The organism is Lysobacter sp. H23M47 (genome assembly GCF_015209765.1).
GTDB lineage: Bacteria > Pseudomonadota > Gammaproteobacteria > Xanthomonadales > Xanthomonadaceae > Novilysobacter > Novilysobacter avium.
Genome location: NZ_CP063658.1, coordinates 81,894 through 106,741, shown reverse-complemented (window position 1 = coordinate 106,741; position 24,848 = coordinate 81,894). Strand labels below are relative to the sequence as shown.

At 68.8% G+C, this 24,848-nt stretch carries 25 protein-coding genes; 8 read left to right on the top strand and 17 right to left on the bottom strand.

What is annotated here, in order from left to right; all coding sequences use genetic code 11:
* Window positions 1-47: 47 nt before the first annotated feature.
* Genes INQ43_RS00475 through INQ43_RS00465 form a run of 3 tightly spaced genes read left to right on the top strand, consistent with a single transcriptional unit; the run spans window position 48 to window position 3,124 of the window.
* On the top strand, window positions 48-809 hold the full coding sequence (locus INQ43_RS00475; RefSeq protein WP_194034687.1) for a uroporphyrinogen-III synthase: 762 nt from the start codon (window positions 48-50) through the stop codon (window positions 807-809).
* Between the two features lie 57 nt (window positions 810-866).
* A complete protein-coding gene (locus INQ43_RS00470) occupies window positions 867-1,862 on the top strand; it encodes a uroporphyrinogen-III C-methyltransferase (protein ID WP_194034686.1) in 996 nt (331 codons plus the stop codon).
* Window positions 1,859-3,124 carry a heme biosynthesis HemY N-terminal domain-containing protein gene (locus INQ43_RS00465; protein ID WP_194034685.1) on the top strand — a complete coding sequence of 422 codons (1,266 nt, stop codon included), beginning with the start codon at window positions 1,859-1,861 and terminating at the stop codon, window positions 3,122-3,124. Before INQ43_RS00470 ends, INQ43_RS00465 begins: the two co-directional genes overlap by 4 nt.
* 85 nt (window positions 3,125-3,209) lie before the next feature.
* On the opposite strand, the gene INQ43_RS00460 is transcribed toward INQ43_RS00465, so the two are convergent.
* A complete protein-coding gene (locus INQ43_RS00460; RefSeq protein WP_193985278.1) occupies window positions 3,210-4,487 on the bottom strand; it encodes an acetyl-CoA C-acetyltransferase in 1,278 nt (425 codons plus the stop codon).
* Window positions 4,488-4,666: 179 nt separating this feature from the next.
* On the opposite strand from INQ43_RS00460, the gene INQ43_RS00455 reads away from it, so the two are divergent.
* Complete coding sequence (locus INQ43_RS00455; protein ID WP_194036765.1) at window positions 4,667-5,602, top strand: hypothetical protein; 936 nt, start codon at window positions 4,667-4,669, stop codon at window positions 5,600-5,602.
* Here INQ43_RS00455 and INQ43_RS00450 read toward each other — a convergent pair whose 3' ends face one another.
* Both INQ43_RS00450 and INQ43_RS00445 read right to left on the bottom strand, forming a co-directional pair.
* Window positions 5,603-6,088 carry a GNAT family N-acetyltransferase gene (locus INQ43_RS00450; protein WP_194036764.1) on the bottom strand — a complete coding sequence of 162 codons (486 nt, stop codon included), beginning with the start codon at window positions 6,086-6,088 and terminating at the stop codon, window positions 5,603-5,605.
* A 38-nt stretch (window positions 6,089-6,126) separates the two neighbouring features.
* The gene (locus INQ43_RS00445) at window positions 6,127-6,714 is read right to left on the bottom strand and encodes a superoxide dismutase family protein (protein ID WP_194034681.1); all 588 of its coding nucleotides are present in this window, start codon (window positions 6,712-6,714) and stop codon (window positions 6,127-6,129) included.
* A gap of 230 nt (window positions 6,715-6,944) precedes the next feature.
* On the opposite strand from INQ43_RS00445, the gene INQ43_RS00440 reads away from it, so the two are divergent.
* The 3 genes from INQ43_RS00440 to INQ43_RS00430 all read left to right on the top strand — a co-directional run bounded on the left by INQ43_RS00440 (window position 6,945) and on the right by INQ43_RS00430 (window position 10,477).
* Window positions 6,945-7,724 (top strand): YggS family pyridoxal phosphate-dependent enzyme, encoded by a 780-nt coding sequence (locus INQ43_RS00440; RefSeq protein ID WP_228062707.1) that lies wholly within the window; start codon window positions 6,945-6,947, stop codon window positions 7,722-7,724.
* Window positions 7,721-8,581, top strand: coding sequence for a pyridoxine/pyridoxal/pyridoxamine kinase (pdxK, locus tag INQ43_RS00435; protein ID WP_228062555.1), 861 nt, complete (start codon window positions 7,721-7,723; stop codon window positions 8,579-8,581). The genes INQ43_RS00440 and pdxK overlap by 4 nt, the downstream gene beginning before the upstream one ends.
* Window positions 8,582-8,716: 135 nt before the next feature.
* Window positions 8,717-10,477, top strand: coding sequence for a LysM peptidoglycan-binding domain-containing protein (locus INQ43_RS00430; protein ID WP_194036762.1), 1,761 nt, complete (start codon window positions 8,717-8,719; stop codon window positions 10,475-10,477).
* Between the two features lie 94 nt (window positions 10,478-10,571).
* Here INQ43_RS00430 and glnA read toward each other — a convergent pair whose 3' ends face one another.
* Window positions 10,572-11,981, bottom strand: a complete 1,410-nt coding sequence (gene glnA, locus INQ43_RS00425; protein ID WP_194036761.1) for a type I glutamate--ammonia ligase — start codon at window positions 11,979-11,981, stop codon at window positions 10,572-10,574.
* Between the two features lie 185 nt (window positions 11,982-12,166).
* Here glnA and INQ43_RS00420 point away from each other — a divergent pair, with 185 nt between their 5' ends.
* Entirely contained in the window at window positions 12,167-12,970 is an 804-nt protein-coding gene (locus INQ43_RS00420) for an undecaprenyl-diphosphate phosphatase (protein WP_194034677.1), read from the top strand.
* Window positions 12,971-12,979: 9 nt separating this feature from the next.
* Here the strand turns inward: INQ43_RS00420 and INQ43_RS00415 are convergent, their stop codons facing one another.
* The 13 genes from INQ43_RS00415 to INQ43_RS00355 all read right to left on the bottom strand — a co-directional run bounded on the left by INQ43_RS00415 (window position 12,980) and on the right by INQ43_RS00355 (window position 24,753).
* Window positions 12,980-13,600, bottom strand: coding sequence for a YbhB/YbcL family Raf kinase inhibitor-like protein (locus INQ43_RS00415; RefSeq protein ID WP_194036760.1), 621 nt, complete (start codon window positions 13,598-13,600; stop codon window positions 12,980-12,982).
* 69 nt (window positions 13,601-13,669) lie between these two features.
* Window positions 13,670-15,739 carry a tetratricopeptide repeat protein gene (locus tag INQ43_RS00410; RefSeq protein ID WP_194036759.1) on the bottom strand — a complete coding sequence of 690 codons (2,070 nt, stop codon included), beginning with the start codon at window positions 15,737-15,739 and terminating at the stop codon, window positions 13,670-13,672.
* 21 nt (window positions 15,740-15,760) lie between these two features.
* Window positions 15,761-16,759 carry an alpha/beta fold hydrolase gene (locus INQ43_RS00405; protein ID WP_228062706.1) on the bottom strand — a complete coding sequence of 333 codons (999 nt, stop codon included), beginning with the start codon at window positions 16,757-16,759 and terminating at the stop codon, window positions 15,761-15,763.
* A gap of 13 nt (window positions 16,760-16,772) precedes the next feature.
* Window positions 16,773-17,492, bottom strand: coding sequence for a lysophospholipid acyltransferase family protein (locus tag INQ43_RS00400; protein WP_228062705.1), 720 nt, complete (start codon window positions 17,490-17,492; stop codon window positions 16,773-16,775).
* Between the two features lie 208 nt (window positions 17,493-17,700).
* A complete protein-coding gene (locus INQ43_RS00395) occupies window positions 17,701-18,234 on the bottom strand; it encodes a hotdog fold thioesterase (RefSeq protein WP_228062554.1) in 534 nt (177 codons plus the stop codon).
* Between the two features lie 83 nt (window positions 18,235-18,317).
* The gene (locus INQ43_RS00390; RefSeq protein WP_194034672.1) at window positions 18,318-18,542 is read right to left on the bottom strand and encodes a hypothetical protein; all 225 of its coding nucleotides are present in this window, start codon (window positions 18,540-18,542) and stop codon (window positions 18,318-18,320) included.
* Window positions 18,543-18,620: 78 nt separating this feature from the next.
* Window positions 18,621-18,878 carry a hypothetical protein gene (locus INQ43_RS00385; protein WP_194034671.1) on the bottom strand — a complete coding sequence of 86 codons (258 nt, stop codon included), beginning with the start codon at window positions 18,876-18,878 and terminating at the stop codon, window positions 18,621-18,623.
* A 144-nt stretch (window positions 18,879-19,022) separates the two neighbouring features.
* The gene (locus INQ43_RS00380) at window positions 19,023-20,990 is read right to left on the bottom strand and encodes a phospholipase D family protein (RefSeq protein ID WP_194036757.1); all 1,968 of its coding nucleotides are present in this window, start codon (window positions 20,988-20,990) and stop codon (window positions 19,023-19,025) included.
* Window positions 20,987-21,640, bottom strand: coding sequence for a YceI family protein (locus tag INQ43_RS00375; protein ID WP_194036756.1), 654 nt, complete (start codon window positions 21,638-21,640; stop codon window positions 20,987-20,989). The genes INQ43_RS00380 and INQ43_RS00375 overlap by 4 nt, the downstream gene beginning before the upstream one ends.
* Window positions 21,637-22,113 carry a histidine phosphatase family protein gene (locus INQ43_RS00370; RefSeq protein WP_194034668.1) on the bottom strand — a complete coding sequence of 159 codons (477 nt, stop codon included), beginning with the start codon at window positions 22,111-22,113 and terminating at the stop codon, window positions 21,637-21,639. Before INQ43_RS00370 ends, INQ43_RS00375 begins: the two co-directional genes overlap by 4 nt.
* A gap of 12 nt (window positions 22,114-22,125) precedes the next feature.
* Window positions 22,126-22,755: a ParA family protein gene (locus INQ43_RS00365; RefSeq protein WP_194034667.1), complete on the bottom strand. Its 630-nt coding sequence runs from the start codon at window positions 22,753-22,755 to the stop codon at window positions 22,126-22,128.
* A gap of 95 nt (window positions 22,756-22,850) precedes the next feature.
* Window positions 22,851-24,056, bottom strand: coding sequence for a hypothetical protein (locus tag INQ43_RS00360; protein ID WP_194036755.1), 1,206 nt, complete (start codon window positions 24,054-24,056; stop codon window positions 22,851-22,853).
* Window positions 24,057-24,093: 37 nt separating this feature from the next.
* Complete coding sequence (locus INQ43_RS00355) at window positions 24,094-24,753, bottom strand: tetratricopeptide repeat protein (protein WP_228062553.1); 660 nt, start codon at window positions 24,751-24,753, stop codon at window positions 24,094-24,096.
* Between the last annotated feature and the right edge of the window lie 95 nt (window positions 24,754-24,848).

Here is a 24,848-nt window from a genome sequence, read left to right as displayed (position 1 = left end):
GCACGACGAGGCATGCAGTCCTTGGTGGCGCGTGCCAAGCTGTGCCGATGACCGCGCGCAACCCAGCCCCCGCATGGTACGTGATCTCGCTGCGTCCACGCGGTGGCAACGCGAGCCTGCGCCGCGCCGCCGCCCGCCACGGTGCCGGCCTGCTCGCATTGGCGCCGTGGAAGCTGGAGACCGTCGACAGCGTGGAAAGCCGCGCCGCACTGGACCAGGCGCTCGCCGCCGACCGGCTGATGTTCACCAGCCCGGAGGCCGCGCGCTCGGCCGCGAAGCTCCGCGAGCTTCGTGCAATGCCGGGCCAGACGTGGTTTGCCGTCGGCTCGGGCACTGCGGCCGCGCTGCGACGGGTCGGGGTGGCCGATGTTGTCGCGCCCACCCGCATGGACAGTGAGGGCTTGTTGGCACTGCCCGGACTGCACCACCTGCATGGGAGCACGATCGGCCTGGTTACCGCCCCGGGGGGACGCGGCACCTTGCCTCCAGCCCTGGCGGCACGCGGCGCGAAGCTCATCCGCGCCAATGTCTATCAACGCGTTCCGGTAGTGCCGTCGCCGCGCGCGCTGGCGGCGGTGCACAACCTCAAGGTGCCGGGCGTGCTTGCGGTGTCCAGCGGCGAGGCCCTGCAGCTCACATTGCAGAGGCTGCCGGCGGCGGTGGTCGAGCGTCTGCGCGCGCTGCCCGCGGTTGCCGCCAGCGCACGACTGGTGGAACTGGCCCACGACTCCGGATTCTCGACCTGCCGCCAGGCGCGCAGTGCGCGTCCGGCCGACATGATCGAGGCGGCCGCGCAACTGATGGCATGACGCCCGCGCACACGCCGGTCCGGTAGCATTGGAACCCCCGCCAACCGTGTGTCTGACGTGTCCAGCACTCCCCCCGTCCCATCCCCCCATCGCCGATCAGCCTGGCTGTGGCTGTGGCTGCTGGTCTTGCTGCTGGTGGCCGGTGCGCTTGCCTATGGCGGCTATTACTGGTGGCAGCGCCATCAAGCTCAGGACGTCGCCCAGGCCAGTGACATCGACGTGCGGCTGGCGAGCCTGGACCAGCGCCTGGCAACGCTGCGCGGGGATCAGGGAGTCCAGGCCAAGCGCCTGCAACAGGCGATCGCGACCAACCGCATCCTGCGCGATGAATTGCTCGGGCTTTCGGAGCGTTCCGCCCTGATCGAGGACAGCTTCGCGCGCTACAGCGATCCGGCGCGACACAGCGCACAAGCGCTGCGCCTGGACGAGGCGGAAGTCCTGCTGAGTCTGGGGCAACAGCGCCTGCAGATCGCCGGCGACCTCGATGGCGCCCGCCGCAGCTACGCACTTGCCGCCGGCGTGCTGGAGTCGATCGAGGACCCGGCCTACCTCAACCTGCGCCAGGCGCTGGGTCAGGAGCGCGCCGCGCTCGATGCGCTGGACGCCGAGCCGCGCGCGCGGGCGCTCGCGCGCCTGGACCAGTGGGCGAAGGGTGTCGCCGAGCCGGTGTCGCCGGCCAAGACGGCCGTCACCGCACCACCGCTGCCGTGGTGGAAGCGGGCGTTCATCGGGATCGTCGAAGTTCAAACCCTGGAGGGGCCACAACCGCTCGATGCGGACGACCAGGCGGATGCACAGGCAGGTCTGCAGCTGGAAATCACCCTCGCTCGGGCCGCCGCGGAACGCCGCGACATCGCCGCTTACCGGGCCGCACTTGGTCGTGCAGAGTTCTGGCTGGCGCGGATATTCCCCACGCCCGGCGCGGCCGCCGACGCCCGCGCCGAGCTGCAGGAGATCGCTGCGCTGCCGCTTTCACCCCCGCTTCCGACCCTGGGCACCACATTGATCCAGTTGCGCCAACTGCGCGCGAATAATCGGGAGCAGCTGCCATGAACCTTTTCCGCAACCTGTTGTTCTGGATCGTGCTGGCGTTGGTCGGTGCGCTCGCGGCCCAGTTGCTCGTCCAGGATCCGGGCGTGCTGACGCTGGACTTCCGCGGCACCCGCTACGTGACCACGCTGGCCGCGGCCATCCTGGTCGGGCTGGGCGTGTGGGTCGCGCTGTGGCTGATCTGGAAGATGCTCACCCTGCCCTTCGTCACCCTGCGGCGACGCCGCAACCGCGCCGCGCGGATGAAACTCGTCGATGGCCTGGGTGCATTGGAACTTGGCCAGTGGGGACGCTCGGAGAAATTGCTCGACGACGCCGCGCGCCAGCCCATGGCGTTGCGCCAGGGCGTGGCCCATCTGGCTCACGCAGGCGCCGCACGCGCCGCTGCCGCCGCAGGTGACGCACCGCTCGCACGCCAGCATCTGGACGCGCTGACCGGCTCGCACCCCGTCACCCGCGCGGTGATCGGCGCCGAACTCGCGCTCGCCGACGGCCGTCCCGCAGAGGCGCTGATGCTGCTGGAGACCCCCGACGTGCAGCCACTGCCGCCACGTGGATTGCTGCTGCGCGCGCATGCGCTGGCCGCGACTGGCGAGGTCGGCGAGGCGTACGGGCTGCTGGGCGCCATGCGTCAGCAGAAGGTGTTGCCGGTGCAACAGCTGGACCGGCTGGAGGCGCAATGGGCCAGCGCCGCGCTGCGCGAAGCGGGCGATGCGAACATCCTTGCCGACCGCTGGGAGTCATTGCCCAAGGCGTTCCGTACCGATCCCGAGGCGGTAACGGCGTATGCCGAGCGCGCCGCCGCCCTGCGCTGGGAAGATGCCGCGGCCAAAAGCGTGGAAAAGGCGCTGGACGAGCGCTGGGACGAATCGCTAGCCGCGCTGTACGGGCGGCTGCCCATTGGCCAGCTCGAACGGCGTCGGGAAAACGCCGAGCGCTGGTTGCAGGCGCACCCGGGCAGCCCCGCACTCCTCCTGGCACTCGCCCGGATCAATCGCGTGCAGGGGCAATGGGGGCAGGCGGAGGGGTATCTGCACCGCGCCATCGCCCAGGGTGCGGGCGGCGATGCGTGGGAGGAGTTGGGCCACGGTTTCGCCGAGTCCGGCGACGAGCCACGCAGCCGCCTGGCCTACGCCAACGCCTTGCGCGCCAGCCGCGGCGAGGCGGTCACCGAGTTGCCGGGACGCGACATGCGCCAGCAGTTGCATGACATGGCGGTGGTGGAAGAGCGCGACGAACACGGCATGCCGCGTCTGCGCGAGTAAACAGGCGGCGCGCGGCGCTGGACGTTTCGGGTTGAGGCGTTCAGCGTCAGTCCGCGGGTGATGCGCGCGCGCCGCACGTGGCGCCTCAGCGTTCCAGTATCGCCACCACGCCCATGCCGCCGGCGGTGCAGATCGACACCAGGCAGCGGCCGCCGCCGCGCTGTGCCAGCTCCTTGGCCGCGGTGGCGACGATCCGCGCGCCGGTCGCCGCAAACGGATGGCCGGTCGCCAGCGAGGAACCGTTGGGGTTGATCTTCGCCGGGTCGATCCGGCCCAACGGCGCGTCCAGGCCGAGGCGGTTCCTGCAGTACTCCTCGCTTTCCCAGGCGCGCAGGGTGCACAGCACCTGGGCGGCGAACGCCTCGTGGATCTCATAGAAGTCGAAGTCCTGCAGGCTCAGGCCCTGGCGGGCGAGCATCTCCGGCACGGCGATGGTCGGCGCCATCAGCAGTCCCTCGCCGTGGGTGAAATCGACCGCCGCGACCTGCGAGTCGATCAGGTGGCACAGCGGCTCGTGACCGTGCGCTGCGGCCCACTCCGGCGAGGCCAACAGGCAGGCAGCGGCGCCATCGGTGAGCGGGGTGGAATTGCCGGCGGTGAGCGTGCCGCGACCGGAGGTGCGGTCAAACGCCGGCTTCAGCGTTGCCAGCTTTTCCAGCGAACTGTCGGCGCGCAGGTTGTTGTCGCGCGAGACGCCGCGGAAGCTCACCACCAGGTCGTCGAAGAACCCGCGCTCGTAGGCGGCGGCGAGCTTCTGGTGCGAGGACAGCGCCCACTCGTCCTGCGAGTCGCGCGAGATGTTCCATTCCTTGGCCATCTCCTCGCAGTGCTCACCCATCGACTTGCCGGTGCGCGGCTCGGCGACGCCGGGGAAATCGGGCTTGAGTTCGCGCAGCGAGAAGCCCTTGAACGCGGCCAGCTTGCCCTTGGTGTCGCGCGCCGCAGCGGCGGCCAGCAGGCGCCGGCGGAGCTGGCTGCCGTAGACGATCGGCACGTCCGAGGTGGTGTCGGAGCCACCGCCGATGCCGGCCTCGATCTGGCCCACCGCGATCTTGTTTGCCACGGCGACGATCGTGTCCAGGGAAGTGCCGCACGCACGTTGCAGCGTCAGCCCCGGCGTCAACGGCGAGAGGCCGGAGGACAGGGCCGCCTCGCGCCCCAGGTTCCAGTCGCTGGAGTGCTTGATCACCGCACCCATCGCCACCTCGCCCAGTTGCTGTCCATGCAGGCCGTACTTCTCGACCAGCGCGCCGAGCGTGCGCACCGACATGCCCAGGTTGCCGACATCCGCATACGCGGTGTTCTGGCGGCAGAAGGGAATCCGGACGCCGCCGAGCACGGCAACGGGACGGGTTTGGCGCATCGGTGGTCACCTCGTTGGAGCCCCGCGACGGCCCAGCCAGCACGGGGATTGCAGGGCCCGCGGTCGCTTGCGGGCATAATGACGGCAGTGTAACGCCGGCCCTTGCGTGCAACCAAACGCCTGCGTATCCAGGCCGGCCCGACGACCTGCCCACCGCCAGATTCCCGCCCGGACACCCGATGAGCCCAGCCAGCAATTCCCACCCCGTCTCCCGCCCAGTCGCTGCCGCCCCACTGAGCGTGCTGGGTGCGTTCGCCATCGAGGTGGTCGGCGACGCCCCGGTCGACCGCGACCGCCTGGCGCAGGCCGAAGTCGGTGCGCTGGCCCAGTTGATCGCCCGCGACCTGGCGGATTTTGCGCCGGAGGCGGCGCGGCTGGAGCTGATTACCGTCGGTGCCCACTACGATCCGGTCGAGTTGTTGCGACCGGGCTGGCCGCTGCACCGGGAGCTGGACGAGCTGGCCGCCCGCGCGCCCCGCGGCGGGCTGGAGCGCGACAGCGGCCGGATCATCGCCTTCGGTGCCAGTGGCTCGGTGCTGCCGGGCACGTTGGCTCCGTCACCGGATTACCTGGGCGGTCCGTTGCGGCTGGTGCCGTTCGTGCTGAAGGGTGCCGAGGACGTGGTGGCGCGTGTGGGCGATGCGTTCGAGCGCGACCTGATCGAGGTCGGGATGGCCGCCGCGGACACCGCGCTGGCCGCCCAGGCTGCCTTCGGCCTGCAGGTCGAGCATGCCCGCTTCATGACCGTGCACGACCTGGCGGCAATGACCTCCATCCAGTACGAACACGCCGGCCTGGCGCCGCTGTGGCCGCTGCTGGAAACGGCTTTGCTGCACCCCGGGCAGTCTGCCTGGCTGGACGCTGCGCCCGAGCCACTGGTGCATTACGTCAATGGCGAGGCGCGGATCGCGCTGATGTCACCGGCGAGCTGGGAACAGCACTATGACCACGGCATCGCGACCGCTGACGATGACCAACGCGAGCGCCAGCAGCGCCTGTTCCAGTTTTTCCAGGGTCGCCAGCGCCAGATTGCGGCAGTGCTGGGCGCGCACGGCATTGCGGTCCAATTCGTCCACTGCGACCTGGACGATGACTGCCGCGCCGCGCTGTCCTGATCAGTCGACAAAACCCGCTTCGTAGATGCGGTAGCCGGCGTCGGCCATCCCCAGCGCTGCGTAGGTGCGCTGGGCGACGGCATTGTCGCGCTCGACATACAGCCGCAGGCCGATCACGCCCTCGGTCCGCCGCGCCAGGTCCTCGACATGCCGGTAGAGCTCGGACAGTACGCCGCGGCGACGGTAGCCTGGATCGACATACACGCTCTGGATCCACCACCAGTCGCCGTTGCGCCAGTCGCTCCACTCCCGGGTGAGCATCAGGGTTCCGACCGGCAGGCGCACCACTTCGCTGCCACTGAAGACGGCGCTGCCGGTGGCGATGAAGTAGCGCGCGCGTGCGGGGTCTGCGATACCGGCGTGCACCCCGGCGAGGATCGTGGCCGGGGCGAGCACCTTGGACTCGGTCTCCAGCGCCATCGCCGCCGCCCACTGCGCCAGCAGGTCGGCGTCGCCCGGCATCGCGTCACGGATGTCTATCTGCATCCGGCCAGCATCGCACCCGGCGACGCCGGCGTCACACCTCACCCGGCCTGGATGACTCCGCAGGCCACGCGTGCGCCGGCATCACCGGCGGGCTGGCTGGTGTAGTCGTCAGCGGAGGCGTGCACGATCACCGCGCGTCCGATGGCGTCGTTGGGCGCACCTCCGCCGAGCACCGGGCCACTGGCGTGCGCGTCCACCTTGGCCACGCCCTTGGCGTCGGCAACGATGTTGTCCATGTCGCCGGCGTGATGCGGGGGCGTGCTCATCCGGCCATGCTTGACTCCGGCAGGGTTGAAGTGGCCTCCGGCACTGCTGGCGTCGGCCGCGCTGCAATCGCCCTTCTCGTGGATGTGGATGGCATGGGTGCTGTTGGGCTTGAAGCCGCCGATTTCACCCCTGAAGTGCACGCCATCGCCCATCGGGGTGACGGTGAGCTTTCCGCTGACAATGCTGCCCGAGGCGCTCGCCAGATTGACGTGTGCGCGCTGGACGGTTGAGGTGGTCGCCATCGCGGTGCGGGACGTTGACGCTGGTGACTTCGCCTTGCCTGTCTGCTCCGGGGTGCTGCTGCAAGCGGCGAGGCCAAGCGCCAAAACGGCGGCGCCGGTCAAAACGGTGGTCTTCATGGGAACTCTCCTTGGGTGAAGAATCGCAGCGCGACGTTATCCCGGGGGCGGTCGCAGGCTGGTGAAGCCGTCACGGCGGGACAACCACGCTGGCCCTCCGGTGCCCGGCGTTACAATCAGCAGTGGCTGCGGCGCCAAGCTGCGCCTGCAGCGCTGCTCCCGTGTTGCGCGGCCCTCCACGCCCGCCCATCGATCACCCTTGCTTCGAGGTCCGCGCATTGGACACCCCAATCCCGCCATCAAGTGCCGCCGAAGTCTATCCGCCGGCCACCACCCTGGCCGATTTCCGGCACAACCTGGACGCCGTGCGGGCACGCATCCAGGCGGCTTGCCAGCGCGTCGACCGCGATCCGGCCGGGGTGCGGCTGTTGCCGGTCAGCAAGACCATCGATGAGGCGCGCATCCGCCTGGTGCATGCGGCGGGTTGCACGTTCCTGGGCGAGAACAAGGTCCAGGAAGCGCATGCCAAGTGGGAGGCCATGGCCGACCTCACCGACCTGCGCTGGTCGGTGATCGGCCACCTGCAGACCAACAAGGCCAAGCTGGTGGCCAGCTTCGCCAGCGAGTTCCAGGCCCTCGACAGCCTGCGCCTGGCGCGGACGCTGGACCGCCGCCTGCAAGAGGAAGGTCGCTCGCTGGACGTCTTCGTGCAGGTGAACTCCTCGGGCGAGGCGAGCAAGTACGGCCTGGCGCCGCAGGACGTGGCCGCGTTCGTGCGCGAATTGCCGGCCTTCAGCGCGCTGCGCGTGCGCGGCCTGATGACGCTGGCGGCGCTGTCGCCGGATGCGGAGCGGGTGCGTGCCTGCTTTGTCCTGCTGCGCGAACTGCGCGACCGCCTGCGCCAGGACGCGCCGGACGGCATCGGCATGGACGAGCTGTCGATGGGCATGTCGGGCGACTTCGAGATGGCGATCGAGGAAGGCGCGACCGTGGTCCGCGTCGGCCAGGCGATTTTCGGCGCGCGTGCGCTGCCTGACAGCCACTACTGGCCCACGGATTCGGGCGCGTGAGCGAAACGGCGCCTCCCGAGTTGCTGGCATCCACCCTGCTGGCGCCGCTGGCGATCGACGTGGTGTCGGTGCAGTCGCAGGTCATCTACGGCCGGGTCGGCAACAACGTCGCGGTGCCGACCCTGCAGTCCGCCGGCCTGAGCGTCGCCGCGGTGCCCACCGTGCTGCTGAGCAACACGCCGCATTACCCCACCCTGCACGGCGGCGCCGTCCCGATCGACTGGTTCAGCGGCTATCTGGAGGATCTCGAAGCGCGCGGCGCATTGGCGTCGCTGCGCTCGATTCTGGTGGGCTACCTGGGCGGGCCTGCGCAGGCGCAGGCGCTGGCGGACTGGATCGGCCGCATGCATGAGCGCCACCCCGATCTGCACGTGCAGGTTGACCCGGTGATCGGCGACCACGACACCGGCGTGTATGTCGACCCGGCAATGCTGCCGGTGTATCAGAAGGCGCTGTTGCCGATGGCGCACGGCCTGACCCCCAACGGATTCGAGCTGGAGCGGCTCAGCGGCCGGCCCACCAACACCATCGAGGGCGCGATCGAGGCCGCGCGCACATTGCTGGTCGGCCACACGCAGTGGGTGGCGGTGACCAGCGCGGCGCCGGAGTCGTGGGCGGACGGGCGCATGCGGGTGGCGCTGGTGAGCCGCGACGACGCTCAAGTGGTGGAACACGAGCGCGTCGACGCCGCGCCCAAGGGCACCGGCGACCTGTTCAGCGCGATGCTCAACGTGGAACTTCTCGCCGGAGCCCCACTGCTGGACGCCACCCGCCACGCCTGCGCCCGGGTGGTCGACGCGGTCGGCGCGACCCACCGTGCCGGCTCGGCCGAGCTGCTGCTTCCCACCGTTGGCTGAGGCGATCCGCCGCGGTCGGCGCCGGCTGGCTGCCTGAACCGCACACGGTCGATTCACCGTCCTCTAGGGACAACCCCAGCTGTCGGCACTCGCCGCGCGCTCTATGTTCGACTCAGGAAACTGACGGAGTCGGCCATGAGCATCCCCCGCATTGACGGTGTCCGCGAGCGTTTCGCGCCGCCACCCCCGCCGCCGCCGCGGCAACACGTGGTCAAGCATGGCGACTCGATCGCCACGATTGCGAAGGCCGAAGGCATCAGCGCGCAGAAGCTGCTCGCCGCCAACCCGCAGGTCCTCAACCCCGACGTGCTGTATCCGGGCGCCCGCATCAACCTGCCCGAAGCTGCTCCGGCCAAGGACGCCGGCGGTAGCGGATCGCTGGAGGTCAAGCCCGAGAGCACCGCCCGCACCGGCGACAAAGCGAACGGCACGACCTCGACCAGCAAAACCGGCGTCAAGGTCGACGACAGCGGTGCGACGGTCAGCGGCAGCAAGAGCGACAAGACCACCACCACCAACAGCAGCGGCACGGCCAGCACCACCGGCACGTCGGCCAACGGCAGCATCGGCTTTGACAGCGAGAAAGGCACGGTCAGCGTCAGCGGCGGCGGCGGTTTCAGCCAGGGACTGAAGAACGCCAAGGGTTACGGCGTGTCGTTCGGCATCGATGCCCAGACAACGGTCACTTCCGGCAAGAAGACCGACAACGGCGTGACCACCTACCGCAGCTCGGCTGACCTGTCGGTAACACTCAACGCCGGCGTGGACTCCAAGCAGGCCGGACTGGAGGTCGGCAGGACCGAGGGCATCAAGGGGTCATTCGAGGTGTCGATGCCCGAGCAGATCGCGGCAAAGACCGACCTTAAAACGGTCAATCCATTTGACCCCGATTCCATGCCCACCGGCACCGTGATCAAGCTCGACGGCTCGCAGTACAGCGGCACCGAGTTCAAGGCCGCTTTCCGCCATATCGCCACCGAATCGAAGATCACCAACTTTGAAGGTGCCAGCCTGCTGGTCGAGAAGATCGGCACCGACCAGGTCCGTGTCACCGGTGGCCCGACCGAGGCGATCGAAGCCTACAACGGCGTGGGTGTGGACTTCTCGGTCGCCAGCGCGATGATCGGCCGCAACGACAAGCTCGACGCCGCCACGCTGAAGACCGCCGAGTTCAACCTGTCCAGCGCCGACGGTCGCGCGGCGTTCAACGACTATGTGGCCACCGGCACGATGCCGACCGCCAACGGCAACGGGGTGTCGGAGGTCGCGACAATCCAGAAGCTCGACTACTCCTCGCAGAGCCAGCTCAAGCTGGAACTGGGCCCGCTGAAGGCGTCGTTCAACAGCGCCGGGAACACCGGCAACAGCGTGCTGACCACCCGCGCGGACGGCTCCGCGTCGGCGACCTGGGATCTGCGTTACGGCGACAACGTGCCCCTGTCCCTCACCCAGAGCTTCCGGGCCGACGGCTCGGAGATCATTGCCGACCGGCGCTACACCTTTACCTACACGGCCGATGACAGCGTGGCCACCTTCCTCAATGTCGCCCAGGGCGGCGGCATCGAACATGCGGATTCCGGCCCCGTGAACGACGGCGATACGGTGAGCGTGAGCTACACCGAAGCGGAGATGGCGCAGCTGCTGGGGCACGCGGAGAAGGCGCTGGAAGCCTCCGATGGCATGGACTTCAAGCTCAATGCCCTGATCAAGGACTACGACGGCAACACGATCAAGACCTGGGATTTCGCGATCGCCCTGGCCCGCAACCTGGGCGGTGACGACTACCAGAGCGCCTACCGGCTGTTCAACATCTCCGATGCGGCCGACGGCAGCATCGGCGACCGCAAGGGCGTGGCCCTGCCCGGTACGTTGACGGTCACCCAACGCGCCGGCTGACCGCCCTGCGGCCGCGCTACCGCCGGTATTGCGCCGACGGACCTGATCCATCGCAGCCGCGTCGGCCGGAAATCCCGGCCGGCGCCTGGCTCCATCAGATCGCGTAATACATCTGGTATTCCAGGGGATGGGTCGCCGCGCGGAACGCGGTGACCTCCTTCATCTTCAGCCGGATGTAGGCGTCAATGAAGTCGTCGCTGAACACGCCGCCGGCTTTCAGAAAGTCACGGTCTCCGTCCAGCGCCTCCAGCGCCTGGTCCAGGCTGTGGCAGACGGTCGGGATATTCTTCTCCTCTTCCGGTGGCAGGTCGTAGAGGTCCTTGTCGCTGGGCGGACCCGGATCGATCTGGTGCCTGATCCCGTCCAGCCCGGCCATCATCAGCGCGGCGAAGATCAGGTAACCCGAGTTCATCGGGTCGGGGAAGCGCATCTCCACGCGGCGCGCCTTGGGGTTGGCCACGTAGGGGATGCGGCAGCTGGCGGAGCGGTTGGAGGCCGAGTAGGCCAGCATCACCGGCGCCTCGAAGCCCGGCACCAGCCGCTTGTAGGAGTTGGTGGTGGCGTTGGCGAAGGCATTGACCGCACGCGCATGTTTGAAGATGCCGCCGATGTACCACAGCGCCATCTGGCTCAGGCCGCCGTAGCCGTCGCCGCTGAACAGGTTGACCCCGGCCTTGGCCAGGCTCTGGTGCACGTGCATGCCACTGCCGTTGTCCCCGACCAGCGGCTTGGGCATGAAGGTCGCGGTCTTGCCGTGGCGGTGGGCGACGTTCTTGATCACGTACTTCATCGTCTGCAGTTCGTCGGCCTTCTTGGTCAGCGAGTTGAAGCGGGTGCCGATTTCCGACTGGCCGGCGGTGGCGACCTCGCGGTGGTGGACCTCGACCTCGATGCCGACCGCCTGCAGCGTCTTGCACATCTGCGCGCGGATGTCGTGCAGCGAATCCAGCGGCGCGACCGGGAAATAGCCGCCCTTCACGCCGGGCCGGTAGCCGCTGTTGCCGCCGGGGTACTCCTTGCCCGAGTTCCAGGCCGCCTCTTCGGAGTCGACGTGGAAGAAGGTGTGCCCCATGTCATTTGCGTAGCGGACGCTGTCGAAGATGAAGAACTCCGGCTCCGGGCCGAAGAACGCCTGGTCGGCGATGCCGCTGGATTTCAGGAACGCCTCGGCGCGCTTGGCGATGCCGCGCGGGTCGCGGTTGTAGGCCTGCATGGTCGCCGGATCGAGGATGTCGCAGGTCAGCACCAGGGTCGGGTCGGCCGTGAACGGGTCCAGGAACGCCGTGGACGGATCGGGCAGCAGCACCATGTCCGAATCGTGCACGCCCTTCCAGCCGCCGATGGAGGAGCCGTCGAACATCCGGCCGTCCTCGAACAGCGCCTCGTCGATGATCGAACCGGGGAAGGTGACGTGGTGCTGCACGCCACGCATGTCGGTGAAACGCAGATCGACAAACTCGACCTTGTGCTGCTGGACCAGTTTCTCGACGTTCTCGATGGACATGCGGGGTTCCTGGAGATGGGGGATGACTACAGTAGCAAGGGCTGATTTTATTCGATGGCCGGACTCCCCATGTCATTTTTTTTGCGCCCGGGCGGGGCGACGGGACGCGGGTGGCGGTTGCCGCTATCCTTGCCCACCTCGTGGGCGCCACCAGCCGTGCACCCGCTCCGCTTCCGGTGGTTTCCATGTCCGATACCCTCGCCGCGCTGCTGCTCGGCATCCTCGAAGGCCTGACCGAATTCCTGCCGGTGTCCAGCACCGGTCACCTGCTGATCGCCCAGCACTGGCTGGGTGCGCGCTCGGACCTGTTCAACATCGTCATCCAGGCCGGCGCGATCCTGGCGATCACGCTGGTCTTCCGCGAGCGGCTGTGGTCGCTGGCGACCGGCCTGCGCGAGCGTGAGAACCGGCTGTACCTGGCCAAGATCGGCGCCGCCTTCCTGGTCACCGCACTGGTCGGCCTGCCGGTGCGGCTGCTGGGCTGGGAGTTGCCGGAAACCGTCTCGCCGGTGGCCATCGCCCTGATCCTGGGTGGTATCTGGATCCTCTTCGCCGAGCGCATCGCCGCCGGTCGTCCGCCGTCCACGCGCGTCACCTGGACGGTGGCGATCCTGGTCGGCCTGGCGCAGGTGCTGGCCGGGATCTTCCCGGGTACCTCGCGCTCGGGCGCGGCGATCTTCATGGCGATGCTGGCCGGCACCGGGCAGCGCTCGGCGGCGACCGAATTCGTGTTCCTGGTCGGCATCCCGACCATGTTCGCCGCCAGCGGCTACGCGGTGCTGGAGTACTTCATCAAGGGCAGCGGCGGTGCGGCCGGCGGCGAGGCCTGGGGCGAGCTCGGGCTGGCATTCGTCGCCGCCAGCGCGACCGGATTCATCGCGGTGCGCTGGCTGATGGGCTACATCAAGCAACACAGCTACGCCCCGTTCGCGTTCTACCGCATCGCGCTGGGCGCCGCCCTGCTGCTGTGGCTGCCGGCCGGCGGCTGAGTCAACCGGTTACAGATCCGGGTGCAGGCTGTAGGTCGCGTAGGTGTCCGCCTCGGCCAGCACATGGCCTTGCATCGCGGTCAGTGCATTGGCGGCGGTGAAGCGGTCGGGCAGCGGCAGGCGCTCGACATCCAGCGCGAACACGCGGAAGAAGTAGCGGTGCATGCGCAGGTCATTGGGCGGCGGGAACGGGCCGTCGTAGCCGTGCCAGTCGCCGGCCATGGCCGGGTCGTCGGCAAACCAGCCGGTGTAGTCGTTCAAGCCCTGGCGTGATCCTTCTGGCCCGCCGGGGTTCTGCTTGCCGTGCGGCACCACGCCGTCGCTGCAGGCACCGGCGGCGATTTCGGTCACCGTGGCCGGAATGTCGGCCATCACCCAGTGGATGAAATCGGTGCGCGGCTGGTCGACCGGGATCGATACGCCTTCCTTGCCGACCATCTCGGCCACCGTTGGCACGTCGGGGTCGACGCAGATCAGGACGAACGAGCGCGCGCCGTCCGGGACCTCGTCCCAGGCCAGGTGCGGGTTGCGGTTTGGCGCGAACCCGAAGCCGTCGGCGGTGGGCTGGCCGGCGGCGAACTCCGCCGGCAGGGACTGGTGACGCTGGAAACTGTCGCTGTGGATGCGCATGCGTGGACTCCGTGTGGCTACCGGACCAGTCTGCCAGATGGCCGCCCACGCGGGCCTTATCGGGTCGGATCAGTCCTGCGGGTAACCCAGGCGCACCGCCACCGGCGTCAGCAGGGCGAACGCATCGCCCAGCGGCTCGACGAAATCGCGCCAGCGGCCGGCGGCCATCCGGTCGGGACCGAAGCGACCCTGCGCCACCGCAGGCAGGCTGACATCCAGCGCGTTGGCCAGCATCTGGGCAAGGGCGGCCATGTCGTTCTCCACCCCGTCCATGCGCAGCAGGCGATGGGCAATGAGGTTGTGCTCGTGCAGCTCGGCGACCTGGTCCAGCACCTTCGCCAGCCAGCGCGCCCCGGCCTCCGGCGAGGCCAGCGCGAACGGCGCCGGCGCGCCGTGGGCGATCCAGTCCAGCAGCATGTCGCGTGGATCGCGCAGCGCCACTAGCAGCATGGCCTCGGGCGCGTGCTCGCGCAGCGCGGTCACCAGGGTGTTGTCCCACCACAGCAGCCAGTCGCAGATCTGGTCGGGCTTGATTCCGCGCGAGGGGAACGCGGCCCGCCATTCGGCGATCAGTGCGGCGGGGTCGGCGGCGCCGCTGGCCAAGGCGTTGACCGTGGCAAAGCGCTGGAACAGGTCGTTGGGCGGCGTCGGCCCGAAGCGGTCGGCGAACAGCGGTGCGCCGGCGGCGTGCAGGGTACCGGCGACGCGCTCGATCAACGAACCCGGCGCGCCCCACAGCAGCAGTCCGCTGTGGCGGCTGACATCCTCGCTGTCGTCGGCCGGCCAATCGCGGGCGATGCTGGGCTCGAGCAGCGGCAGGCGCTGGGGTGCAACCTCACTGTGCAGCTCGGCCCAGGTCGCCACCGCGGCGGCAGGTTGGCCGGCCGCATCGAAACAGCGGCCCAGCAGCTGGCGCAGGTTGCTGCGCACCGCCTCGTCGGGTGCGCGCGCGAGCAGACCTTCGACGTGGGTGATGGCCGCGTCCGGGTCGGTCTGCAGCAACCGGTCGAAGATCCGGGTCTCCGCCTTGGCGTGGCCGGGCTGCAGCTCGATGATGCGCGCGGCCAGGGCGTCGCCATGCCCGGTCTCGCCAGCCACGTCGTGCAGGGTGATGCGCGCTTCCAGCGCCGGCACGCTGTCGGGGTCAAGCTGCTGCCAGCGCTCGACGACCGCCAGCGCTTCAGGGGACGCGAACTCTTCGAACAGCAGGCGCGCGCGCCACAGGTCAATGTTGCCCGGCGCAGTTTCCAGCAACGCATCCAAGGTCGTGCGCGCGTCGTCAGCCGCGCCCAGCCGGCGCCAGGCCTCCGCCAGCGCCACGATGCTGCGGCGGTCGTCGGGATTCTCCTTGACCAGTTCGAGCAGGCTATCGCGGGCGGACTCGTCACGACCGGCTTCCAGCTCCAGTTCGGCGACCATGCGGCGCAGCGCCGGAGCGGCCTCATCGCCGGTCAGCAAGGGCGCGATTTCATCGGCGGCATCGCCCGGCCGCCCCTGCCGTCGGAGCAGGTCGGCGACCAGCGCGCGCAGCGGCAGTGAATCCGGACTGGCTTCCAGCAAGCCGCGGAAGGCCTGCTCGGCGAACGCCAGATGACCCTTGGCCAGATACGCAAAGCCCAGTGCATGGCGCAGCGTCGGCTCCTCGGGCCAGAGCTTGGCGGCGGCCGACAGCCCGGCGAGTGCCTGGTCGGCGTCGCCCCGGCGCAGCGCCAGGTTGCCTTCCAGCGCCGCGATCTGCGGGTGCTGGTCGGAAATGCGCGCGGCAGTCCGGGTCAGCCGCTGGGCCTCCTCCAGATCGCCGCGGCCCAGCGCGAGTTGCGCCTGGATCACGTATGCCGGGAACTGGTTGGGATCCAGGCCGGTGCTGTGCGCCAGCGCCGCCTGGGCCTCGTCGAGCTTGCGCTCCTGCAACAGCAGGCCGGCGCGGTCCAGATGCAGGTCGGCGTTTTCCGGGGCCAGGCGGATGGCTGCGTCGATGGCCTCCAGGGCCGCCTCGCGATCACCGTCCAGGCGCAGCGCGTAGGCGAGCCAGCGGTGTGCGGCCGGATCGTCACCGCGTTCCGCAACGGCGCCACGCGCGGCGGTGAGGGCTTCGTCGGCGGCGCCGCGACGCAGGGCGTCGATGATCGGTTCGTACATGGACTGCTGCTCGGGGTTCGGTCAATCGGCCATTGTATCGGCGCACGCGGCGAGCCGCTGGGCGAGCCACTGCTCGCCAAAGCCCTGCAGTCGGCCGTTTTCCAGGAAACCACAATGGCCGCCCCAGGGCGATATCTGCAGGTCCACGCACGGCGAAAGCGAGGCGCTGGCGAAGTCCTCGACCGGGATCACCGGGTCGTCGGCGGCCATCAGGATGCTGGCGGGCACTTCGAGTCTGGCCAGGCGGTCGCCGGCCAGCGAGTAGCCATCGAAATAGCTTTCCAGGGAGTCGTAATCGGTGCTGCGCTCAACCATCCACCGCGTCAGCGGGCGCATGCGCAGTCCGAGCACGCGATCATCGAAGTCGTACTGCTGCGGGAAGAGTTCGCGTTTGCGCTGCAGTGAGCGGCGCCACTTGCCCTCGAAATGACGCATATAGGCCGGCATCCCCGTCTCCATTGCGTCCATCGTGCGCGCCGGGTCCAGCAACGGGCAGATCACTGCCACCTGGGTGATCGCCAGCCCGGCGGTGGGTGCGCGCAGCGCCAGCCGGAGGGCGAAGTTGCCGCCCAGCGAGTAGCCGCCCACGGTCAGCGGTCGCAGCGGGAACCGGCGCGCGATGTCGGAGGTGGCATGGACCACCTCGTCGATGCGGTTGGAGTGGAACAGCCCGGAGTTGAGGTGGTGGGTGCCCCCGTGGTCGCGGAAATTGAGCCTGAACACCTCGAAGCCTTTTTCCAGCAGCGATGCCGCCGTCAGGCGCATGTAACCCGAATCGGCGCTGCCTTCCCAGCCATGCAGCAGCAGCGCCAGACCGCGCGCTTCCACACCAGGCATCGCGCTGTGCAGGCCCTGCAGACGCACCCCGCCGCCGCCGTCAAGCAGATGGGCGGTCGTGATCGCGCCGGTGGCGGCCAGCTGGTGCTCGCCCATCCACTGGCGCATGCCGCTGGAGCCCAGCACGGTTTGCAGATGCGCGTTGCGGAGCCAGCGCGGCGGTCGGAAATCGGCAGCGGTCAGCACCCTGAAACCCTCAGCTGTTCATCGCCTCGAGGATACGGGCGCGCGCGGTGTCGGCGATGCGACGGCGTCCCTCCATCTGCGCAGGCAGGATCGGCTCGAGGAAATGGATTTCCGCGACCCGCGGTGGCTCGCCGAGCAGGCGCAGGAAGTTGCCGACGAAGCGTTCGCGAGGGGCGAATGCGACGATCCGCTGCGCGCTGCCCTTCTCGCCGTAACGCAGCGCCACCGGCTGGATCTGCGCGCCGGCCTCCACCGCGGCCAGGAAGATGCGCGCATGGAACGGGCCGACTTCACCACCGCCGCGCGTGCCGCCCTCGGGAAACACGCCCACGGAGCGGCCATCGCGCAGGCGTGACAGCATCTCCTGCAGCACGCCGCCCATCGATTCAGTGCTGCCGCGGGAGTGGAAGATCGTCTGCGCGCGGCTGGCGAGCCAGCCCACCACCGGCCAGCTGCGGATCTCGCGCTTGGCCACCATGCCCATCATCTGCTGGCTGTGCAGCGCGGCGATGTCGATCCAGCTAACGTGGTTGGCGACGAACATCGTGCCGCCAGGCAGGGGACTGCCGATGCGGTGGAGGCGGAAGCCGAACACCCGCATCAGCCCGGCCGACCACAGGCGGATCATGCGGTGGTCCATGCGCTCGTTTCCGATCTGGAGTCGGCCCAGCAGCGGGCTGATCAGCACCAGCACCACCGGGAGGTTGACCAGCAGGTGCCAAAGCAGCATCGGCACCCGGTAGAAGTAGCGCAGGGTGCGCGCCACTGGCGAGGTTCGCGCCGGGGTGGCGAAAGGAGTTTGCGGCGCATTCATGACCGCGAACGATACAGGGCGGACCCGTCGCGCGGCAGGCTTCGGTTGAGGATTCCGACGCCAGCAGTGCCGCCGTCCTCACCGGGCACGACGCGCAGGGCGGCGTTCTCGGAGCGGATGTCGACTAGACCGGGGGCCGCGGCACCACCGCGAGCGTGAGGCGCGAGATGCAGGCCAGCCGGCCGCGGCCGTCTTCGATACGGATTTCCCAGACCTGGGTGCGACCACCCACGTGCAGCGCGGTGGCAATACCGGTGACCTTGCCGTCGCGCACGGCACGCAGGTGGTTGGCGTTGATCTCCAGACCGACGCACATGCTGTCCTGCTCGACGCACAGATTGCCGGCACTGCTGCCCAGCGTTTCTGCCAGCAGCACGGAAGAACCTCCGTGAAGGAGCCCATAGGGCTGCACGGTGCGCCCATCGACCGGCATCGTCGCCTTGAGGTGGCTCTCGCCGATTTCAGTAAACACGATCCCCAACGCTTCGATCGCCGTATCGCGCGAGAGCGAGTTGAGGTCGTCCAGGGTGGCGCTGCGGCGGAAGAGCCGACGCCGCGGAGTCGCTGCTTCAGCCGGAGGGTCGGCCGGGGAAAATGCTTGGAAAACGGGGGGCGTGTTCATGCCGACACGATAGCGGAGCCCTGATCGGGCTTCCATCAGTGCGCAGTCCCGGGTTGGGACAGGCCCGTTGCCCGGATGACTGCGCCTTGAGCGGTTGTTACGGGGATCGCGAACGCGACTTAGCTGATGCGGAACATCGACTGGCTGGCCGAGGTGCTGCGGCGCGAACGGCGCAGGTAGCTCTTGCCAACGTAACTTCCGCGATACAGGTCGTTGCGGACTGCCGCAGCGGCCTGGACATCGATCGATTTGACCAGCGGCTCGGCCGTGGCAAGCGTGGTGCTGTGCCCGACCGGATTGCTCGCGATGGGAGCGGTTTGGACGGAACCAGGATGGCGATTCACTTCTGTCTCCTTTTTTAAATGATTACAATGGGTTACGAGCGCTATTGTAGCAGGTTCCGAGAAATATGAATAGGGGGATCAGTGAAACCTGAACAGGGACGGGCCGGCGCTCTGCGAGTAGCGCCCGGCGGCCTTGTAGGCGTCACGGCTGACGTAGCCACTGCTGTGGCCGTAGCCGATGCCGGGCTGACGCTCGGGGTAGCCGTGATGTGCTGCGGATCCGGCCAGGGACGTCTCACCAGCCGCGCTGGGATGGGACCTGGTGCAGTCGCGGCGCGACGCGCCGCCGGCGGTGGAGGATGAACGGGCAGACTGGGCGGATTGCTGGATGGACATGACGATCTCCTGCTGTAGTGAATTGGTGTGCTGGTAATGTATAACACCAGATCGATCAGTACATAGGCCATAGGTCATGGACGTCGCGGGATTCAGGATTCAGCAGGTTTCAGCCTCCCGGGCAATGCCGGGGGAGGTCTGCGTTCAGAGAATCGGCGCCAGCCCCGCTCCGAAGGCGGTGAACAAGCGCGTCGGCAATCCCTTCAGCGCGAGATTCACCTCCGGGAAATCCCCTACCGGGCGATAGCACTGGCGGAAGCCGGGGTCGTCAGGGGGTACGGGCCGCGGGCAGTCCTCGCCGGGCACGAACTCGTAGCTGGTCGCGTACCGCATCGGCCAAAGGTCGAACACCGGCAGCCATTCGGAGATCTTTCCGATCGAGTACTCCAGCCCCGACAGCACTGGTGGCTTGTCGCGCGGTGCGATGACCCAGGAATTGGCCGGACTGATGTCACGGCGGATGCTCGCCGCCAGCTCGCGCGCAAACGCGGCATCGTGGACGATCACCGCGCTCTCGGTGTTGTAGTTGTCCCCGCGCGGGTCGAAGTTGTGGGTGCCCACCACCCCGATCCGGCGGTCGATGACCAGCGACTTGGCGTGCATGCCCATCCGCACCCCGGCCCGTCGCAGCGGTACCGGCTCGTTGGACTGGCGACGCAGGTGGCGGGTGGCGCCGTACTCGGCCGCAAGCGGTTTGCGGTAGCGAGCGGAGCGCAACACGCTGCTGCGGTCCGGGCGGGTGCTCGGGGCCGGCGGCAGCGGCGCATCGACGAACTCGGGCAGGAAGGCCCCGGTGGCCTGAAGGTCGATCGGTGCGTCCTCGGGAAACGGCTTGTATTCGTAGATGTTGAAGCCGAAATCGCGCAGGTAGCGGCGCTTGTACTTGTAGGAGAGGGCGTAGGCGATGAAGGCGTCGGTGGCCGCCAGCGAGTTGGTCGACACCACCACGCGGGGCGCATCGGGGCGATCATGCAGCCGCTCGAACATCGCCTGCGCGGGACGCGACAGCACCAGGTAGGGTGTCTGCAGCATCACCTCGCGATCGGCCGAGGCGATCAACCCACCCAGCGACTGCGATGCCGCGGCGAATTCCGACGGCGTCTCCGCCTCGTGCTTGCCCGGGCCATCGGACACGTACTCGACCTTGCCCACTTCGCGAGCCTCGCTGGCCAGGCGCTCGAACACCAGCAGCACATCGCCGGCATCATCGCGCATCGATGCAGCACGTTCGGGGCGGCGGTACTCAACGGGCGCGAGGGCCGGCACGCCGCGTGACAGCAACAGGCGCCCGACGTCCACCAGACGGGAGGGCGGTACTGCGCGGCGGTCGTCCCAGAACAGGCGGAAGTCTTCCGCCATGGCGTGGGCGACCGGGCCTGCCACCAGCAGGTCTCGGTCGCGGAAATTGTAGGTGTCGCTCCAGTCGAAATAATCGTCCTGGTAGTTGCGCCCGCCGGTGATCGCCACGGCATCGTCGATCACCAGCAGCTTGGTGTGCATGCGCTGGTTCAACTGGCGCCAGCAGCACGCCGCGGCGATGGCATATTGCGGGTAGGTGATCCGCGCCCGCCGCATCACGGGGTTGTACAGCTTGAGGTGGAAGTTGCGATGCATGCCACTGAGGGCGGCCAGTGATTCCACGCTCTGGAGCGCAGACAGCTGGTCCATCAGCACGCGTACACGCACGCCGCGCCGCGCGGCGTCGAGGAGTTCCTGGAGCACCAGACGGCCGGCGTCATCGTCCTGGTAGATGTAGGTCTGCAGGTCGATGCTGCTGGTAGCGCTGCGGATCAGGTTGATGCGCGCCAGCAGCGCATCGGTGCCGCGATCGAGGATCACCGTGTAATGGCGCGGCTGTTGCGGCGTTGACTCCTGCAGTGCCTTGTCGGCCATCTGGCGCAGCGGCGATGGCTGCGCGCAGGCATCAAGCGCGTCGCAGGTGGAAGCGTCCGATCGCGCCGCCGCTGCAATGGCATACGCCTGGTCGGCCTGTTGCGGGCTGAGCGTGGCGCAGGCGGCCAGCAGCAGGATCGCGGCGGCGATGGACAGCCGCAGCGCTGCACGGGAAAACCGCCCCCGCCGCAGCTCCCGCGGGGCGCGCTTCGAGCTCATGGAGCATGATCCAGCAGCCGCACCTGCATGGTGAAACGCACCCGGTCCGACAGGACCAGCCGCATGCCGGCTATGCCGTACTCACTGCGGTCGACGCTGCCGCTGGCAAACGCGTCGCAGTCCTGTCCGGCGCGTTCACACATCGCCGGTGCGACCATGAAGGTTTCCGGGCGACTCACTCCGTGCATGCGCAGGACGCCCTGCAGCAGCCCTCCCCGGCGGGTCAGCATATCGTCATGGGGGTCGGACACGAACTCGATATCGGGATGGTGCTCGGCGTCAAAGAACGCGTCGGACCTGGCGATTGCGGCATAGCGCTCCGAGCCCGCCACATCGATGGATCCAGCCGCCAAGCGGATCCGGACCTGGCGCCGACCGTCGGGCAGGAACAGCACGGTACCGTCATACACCGGAAACCGGCCCTGCACGCGTTGGCCCCAGCGGGTGCGCAGCTCGAAGCCGAATCGGGTATGCGCGGGGTCGAAGGCGTGGGTGCGCACGCCCGGCTGCGTGGTTCGCGCAGCAAAAGCACGGAATGCCTGGTCGGCTGCAACAGCCGCCGCGGGCGCAGGCTGCTGCGCCGGCGCGGCCATGGGCAGCGTCAGCAACAGCAGCAAGCACCATTTGTTGCGGAATCGGGCTGTGGTCACGGCCACCAGAACGCGTCGAGCCGGGCCACACCCGGCTCAAGACGGGCGCCATCGGGGATCGACAGCACGGCGACGCTGCCCGGAGGCATCCCGCGGTAGTCCCCGGTGCGGCCGCTGTAAAGCAGTGCCGCCAGGAGTTCCAGGCCGGGGTTGTGTCCCACCAGCATCAGTCGCTCGACTCCCGGGCTGTTGTCGGCCAGGGCGATGAGGGCGCCCGGTTCGGCCTCGTAGATCTCCTCCTGGATGCGTTGCTCGACGTAGCCGATCACGCCCAGCACCGCTTCCAGCGTCTCCCGCGTGCGCCGCGCCGGCGAGCAGAGCACGCGGTCGGGCGCCATGTTCCGTTCTTCCAGCCAGCGCCCGGCGGCTTCCGCCTCCGCCAGTCCCTCGGCGGACAGCGGCCGATCGATGTCCGCCTGGCCGGCGGTGGCGTGCTCGGCGTGGGCATGGCGCAGCAGGATCAGTTCACGCATGGTGGAGTCTCCTCATTTGGCCAGCCATTTCAGCAAAGGCTGCCAATCGGACTGGTGATCGCGGACGTTCGCGGAATGATAGTCAAACAGGCTTTTGCCCAGACCGGCCAGCACTACGTAGGCCTGGCTGTCGCGCAGCTGGGCGACGACCGGGTACGGCCACTGGTCGAGCATGGCAAGGGTTTCGCGCGAGGTGCTGGTCCACGGCCGAAGACGGTTGGCCACCAGGCCGACCTTGAGGTCGCCGTTGCGCACCCGGCGATGGCGGGCCAGCGAATCCAGGAAGGGCACACTGGCCTCGATGTCCAGCAGCGATGGCTGGATCGGCACCACCACCGCGTCGGCGACGGCGAGGAAGCTTTCCAACTCATCGGCCATGGCCCCGGCCGGGGCGTCGATGATCACCCGCTCGGTATCGGAAGGCACGCCGCGCTGCCACTTCCAGCGATTGGTGCCATCCACCGGCAGCACCGCGGAGTCCAGCGCGGCCCGGCGTTGCGCCCAGCCGTGGGACGAGCGCTGCGGGTCCGCGTCCACCAGCGCGGTCCGGCGACCCTGCAGCGCGGCATTCGCGGCCAGGTGGGTGGCGATCGTGGTCTTGCCTGCACCACCCTTGGATGTGGCCACCAGCACCGTCTTCATCGCGTCTCCCGGGTTTGCAGCCTGCGCTGCGCATCAGGCTGCAGCGTACAACACCGGGAGCGCGCGTCACCGCCGGCGCGGCGCGGTATCGGCGATCAACGCGGCTGCCGCGGCAGCTGCCAATCCGCCGGCGGCGCCGCCGCGATGCCGGCGCGGTGCAACAGTTTCGCCATCGCGCCCAGCTCGCCATCACTTGCGACCCAGCGCGCGTACTGTCCGGTGCCGGGGGTCCCGCCCAGACCGGCGAGCAACGGGAGTGATTGCTCCCGCCACCACGCCAGCTGGCGCAGACGTGGCGTCCACTGGCCGGTCAGGCCCGGTTCCAATCCGATCAGCAGTCGCGTCGCCATCTCCGCGTAAGGGAGCGTGGAATCATCCGCCGCCAGACGGGACAGCAGGGCGACACAGTCGGCGCGCAGGCCGGGGTCGCGCGCCAGCTGCGCCTGGCCCGCCCCGCAGAAACGGCTCACGCCCTGCATCGGTGCCAGGGCGATGGCGGCCCATTGGCCAAGCGCCTGCATGGCCATCCAGTCGGCCGCGGTACCGGTACCGGTGGCGGCCTGCATGCCGGCGGACGTGCGCGCGTCCATCGCCGGCACGGGCGCTCCGGCGCGCGCGTCCAGCAAAAGGCTGAGAAATTCGCCGGTGGGGGGCTGGTAGCGGGGGGCGACAGCGGCCGCATGCAGATGCTCGCGTGCCGCGCGCAGATCGCCGGATTCCATCGCCACGCCGTTCGCCCACAGCCGGGCCGCGGCGTTGTCGCCGTCCACCTGCAGCAGGCCGGCAATCGCGGCGTCGCGATCGCAGCCAAGCACGTGGCAGTCGGTCACCTCCACCCATGCGACCAGCGGATCGGTGGGACCGAGCTGGCGGGCGCGCGCGAACCAGCCGCGCGCCTGCGACCCCAACACGCCGGGCGCATCGCCGGTGGGAGCGTCCTGGACCGGCATGACCGTCATCGCGCCCAGCAGGCTGCGCACATCGCCGCGCTGCGCCAGGGCCTGCGCGTGCGCCGCCATCGCCGACTCGTAAGCGCGGCTCCAGGTTTCCATGGCCGCCTGCGTGGCGGGATCATCCAGCACGGCATCAGCACGCTGCTGCTCCGGCGGATCCGGCGGATCCGGCGCAATCTGCTGCATGCATTGCGCGATGCGGGCGTCGTCGCCCAGCGCGATGCAGGCCTCGGCCGCGGTACGGTCGGTCGCGGAAACCTGTCCCGCCGCGTACGCCAACCCTGCCACGGACATCGCGCCGAGCAGACCTGCGCCAAGTGTTTGCTGAAGCAGTCGTTTGTGCAGCATTCCGTTGCCCCGGTCGTGGCTTGTGCTCAGACGCGGATCAGCGCCATTGCGGTGGATCAGCCTGCCACGCCTGCTGCACCTTCACGAGTGTCGCGCGCTCGGCGGGCTCCCAATCGGGCAGCAGCTCGTCGAAACGGTCGGGATAGGTCCAGCGGTCCGGATGGGTACGTACCGCGGCGGCATACCACTCCACTGCCTCGTCTTTGCGGTCGAGTTGCCATAACGCCAAGGCGAACGTGGTCGGCATCCAGTCGGCGGTGACGTTGCGCGCCTTGATCAGCGTTTCCCAGCGCGCCAGCGCGGCTTCCGGGTCGCCGTTGCGCAGCAGGTCCCAGCCGTAGTTCCACAACACCGGCCGGTACAGGATGTCGGTCGTGCCCAGATTGCGCAGGGCGCGGTCGTACAGCTCGATGCCCAACTCGGGCCGACCGCCTGTCATGGCCACATGGGCAAGCTGGGCATTCTCGGCGTGGGCACGCGGCTTGCGCGCGATCGCCTTGAGCAACGCGTCGGTCAGTGCATCGCCTTCGCCCTGGATGGCCACTACCGGACGCGTCGTACGCGCTTCTTCCGCGAAATAGAACTCGGATGCGGGCACCAGCCGGCTTTGCGCCGTTGCTGCGCCGGTCACCAGCAGACAGCCTGCCAGCGTCGCAGCCAGAACCCGGCCGCTGAGCGGCCGCTTGAAATTGAACATGTACATTCCCCCCTGGATTGCGCGCTCATGGTAACGCGTGCGGACCGCGGGACAAAGCCGTGCGGCCGCGGCACAAAGGCATTGGCTGCTAGACT

Bases quoted from the DNA above. Each gene is read 5' to 3' on its own strand.
- INQ43_RS00475 (WP_194034687.1), top strand. From the start codon at position 48: ATGACCGCGCGCAACCCAGCCCCCGCATGGTACGTGATCTCGCTGCGT.
- INQ43_RS00465 (WP_194034685.1), top strand. From the start codon at position 1,859: ATGAACCTTTTCCGCAACCTGTTGTTCTGGATCGTGCTGGCGTTGGTC.
- INQ43_RS00460 (WP_193985278.1), bottom strand. From the start codon at position 4,487: ATGCGCCAAACCCGTCCCGTTGCCGTGCTCGGCGGCGTCCGGATTCCC.
- INQ43_RS00455 (WP_194036765.1), top strand. From the start codon at position 4,667: ATGAGCCCAGCCAGCAATTCCCACCCCGTCTCCCGCCCAGTCGCTGCC.
- INQ43_RS00450 (WP_194036764.1), bottom strand. From the start codon at position 6,088: ATGCAGATAGACATCCGTGACGCGATGCCGGGCGACGCCGACCTGCTG.
- INQ43_RS00445 (WP_194034681.1), bottom strand. From the start codon at position 6,714: ATGAAGACCACCGTTTTGACCGGCGCCGCCGTTTTGGCGCTTGGCCTC.
- INQ43_RS00430 (WP_194036762.1), top strand. From the start codon at position 8,717: ATGAGCATCCCCCGCATTGACGGTGTCCGCGAGCGTTTCGCGCCGCCA.
- glnA (WP_194036761.1), bottom strand. From the start codon at position 11,981: ATGTCCATCGAGAACGTCGAGAAACTGGTCCAGCAGCACAAGGTCGAG.
- INQ43_RS00420 (WP_194034677.1), top strand. From the start codon at position 12,167: ATGTCCGATACCCTCGCCGCGCTGCTGCTCGGCATCCTCGAAGGCCTG.
- INQ43_RS00415 (WP_194036760.1), bottom strand. From the start codon at position 13,600: ATGCGCATCCACAGCGACAGTTTCCAGCGTCACCAGTCCCTGCCGGCG.
- INQ43_RS00410 (WP_194036759.1), bottom strand. From the start codon at position 15,739: ATGTACGAACCGATCATCGACGCCCTGCGTCGCGGCGCCGCCGACGAA.
- INQ43_RS00400 (WP_228062705.1), bottom strand. From the start codon at position 17,492: ATGCTGCTTTGGCACCTGCTGGTCAACCTCCCGGTGGTGCTGGTGCTG.
- INQ43_RS00395 (WP_228062554.1), bottom strand. From the start codon at position 18,234: ATGGAAGCCCGATCAGGGCTCCGCTATCGTGTCGGCATGAACACGCCC.
- INQ43_RS00385 (WP_194034671.1), bottom strand. From the start codon at position 18,878: ATGTCCATCCAGCAATCCGCCCAGTCTGCCCGTTCATCCTCCACCGCC.
- INQ43_RS00380 (WP_194036757.1), bottom strand. From the start codon at position 20,990: ATGAGCTCGAAGCGCGCCCCGCGGGAGCTGCGGCGGGGGCGGTTTTCC.
- INQ43_RS00370 (WP_194034668.1), bottom strand. From the start codon at position 22,113: ATGCGTGAACTGATCCTGCTGCGCCATGCCCACGCCGAGCACGCCACC.
- INQ43_RS00365 (WP_194034667.1), bottom strand. From the start codon at position 22,755: ATGAAGACGGTGCTGGTGGCCACATCCAAGGGTGGTGCAGGCAAGACC.
- INQ43_RS00360 (WP_194036755.1), bottom strand. From the start codon at position 24,056: ATGCTGCACAAACGACTGCTTCAGCAAACACTTGGCGCAGGTCTGCTC.
- INQ43_RS00355 (WP_228062553.1), bottom strand. From the start codon at position 24,753: ATGTTCAATTTCAAGCGGCCGCTCAGCGGCCGGGTTCTGGCTGCGACG.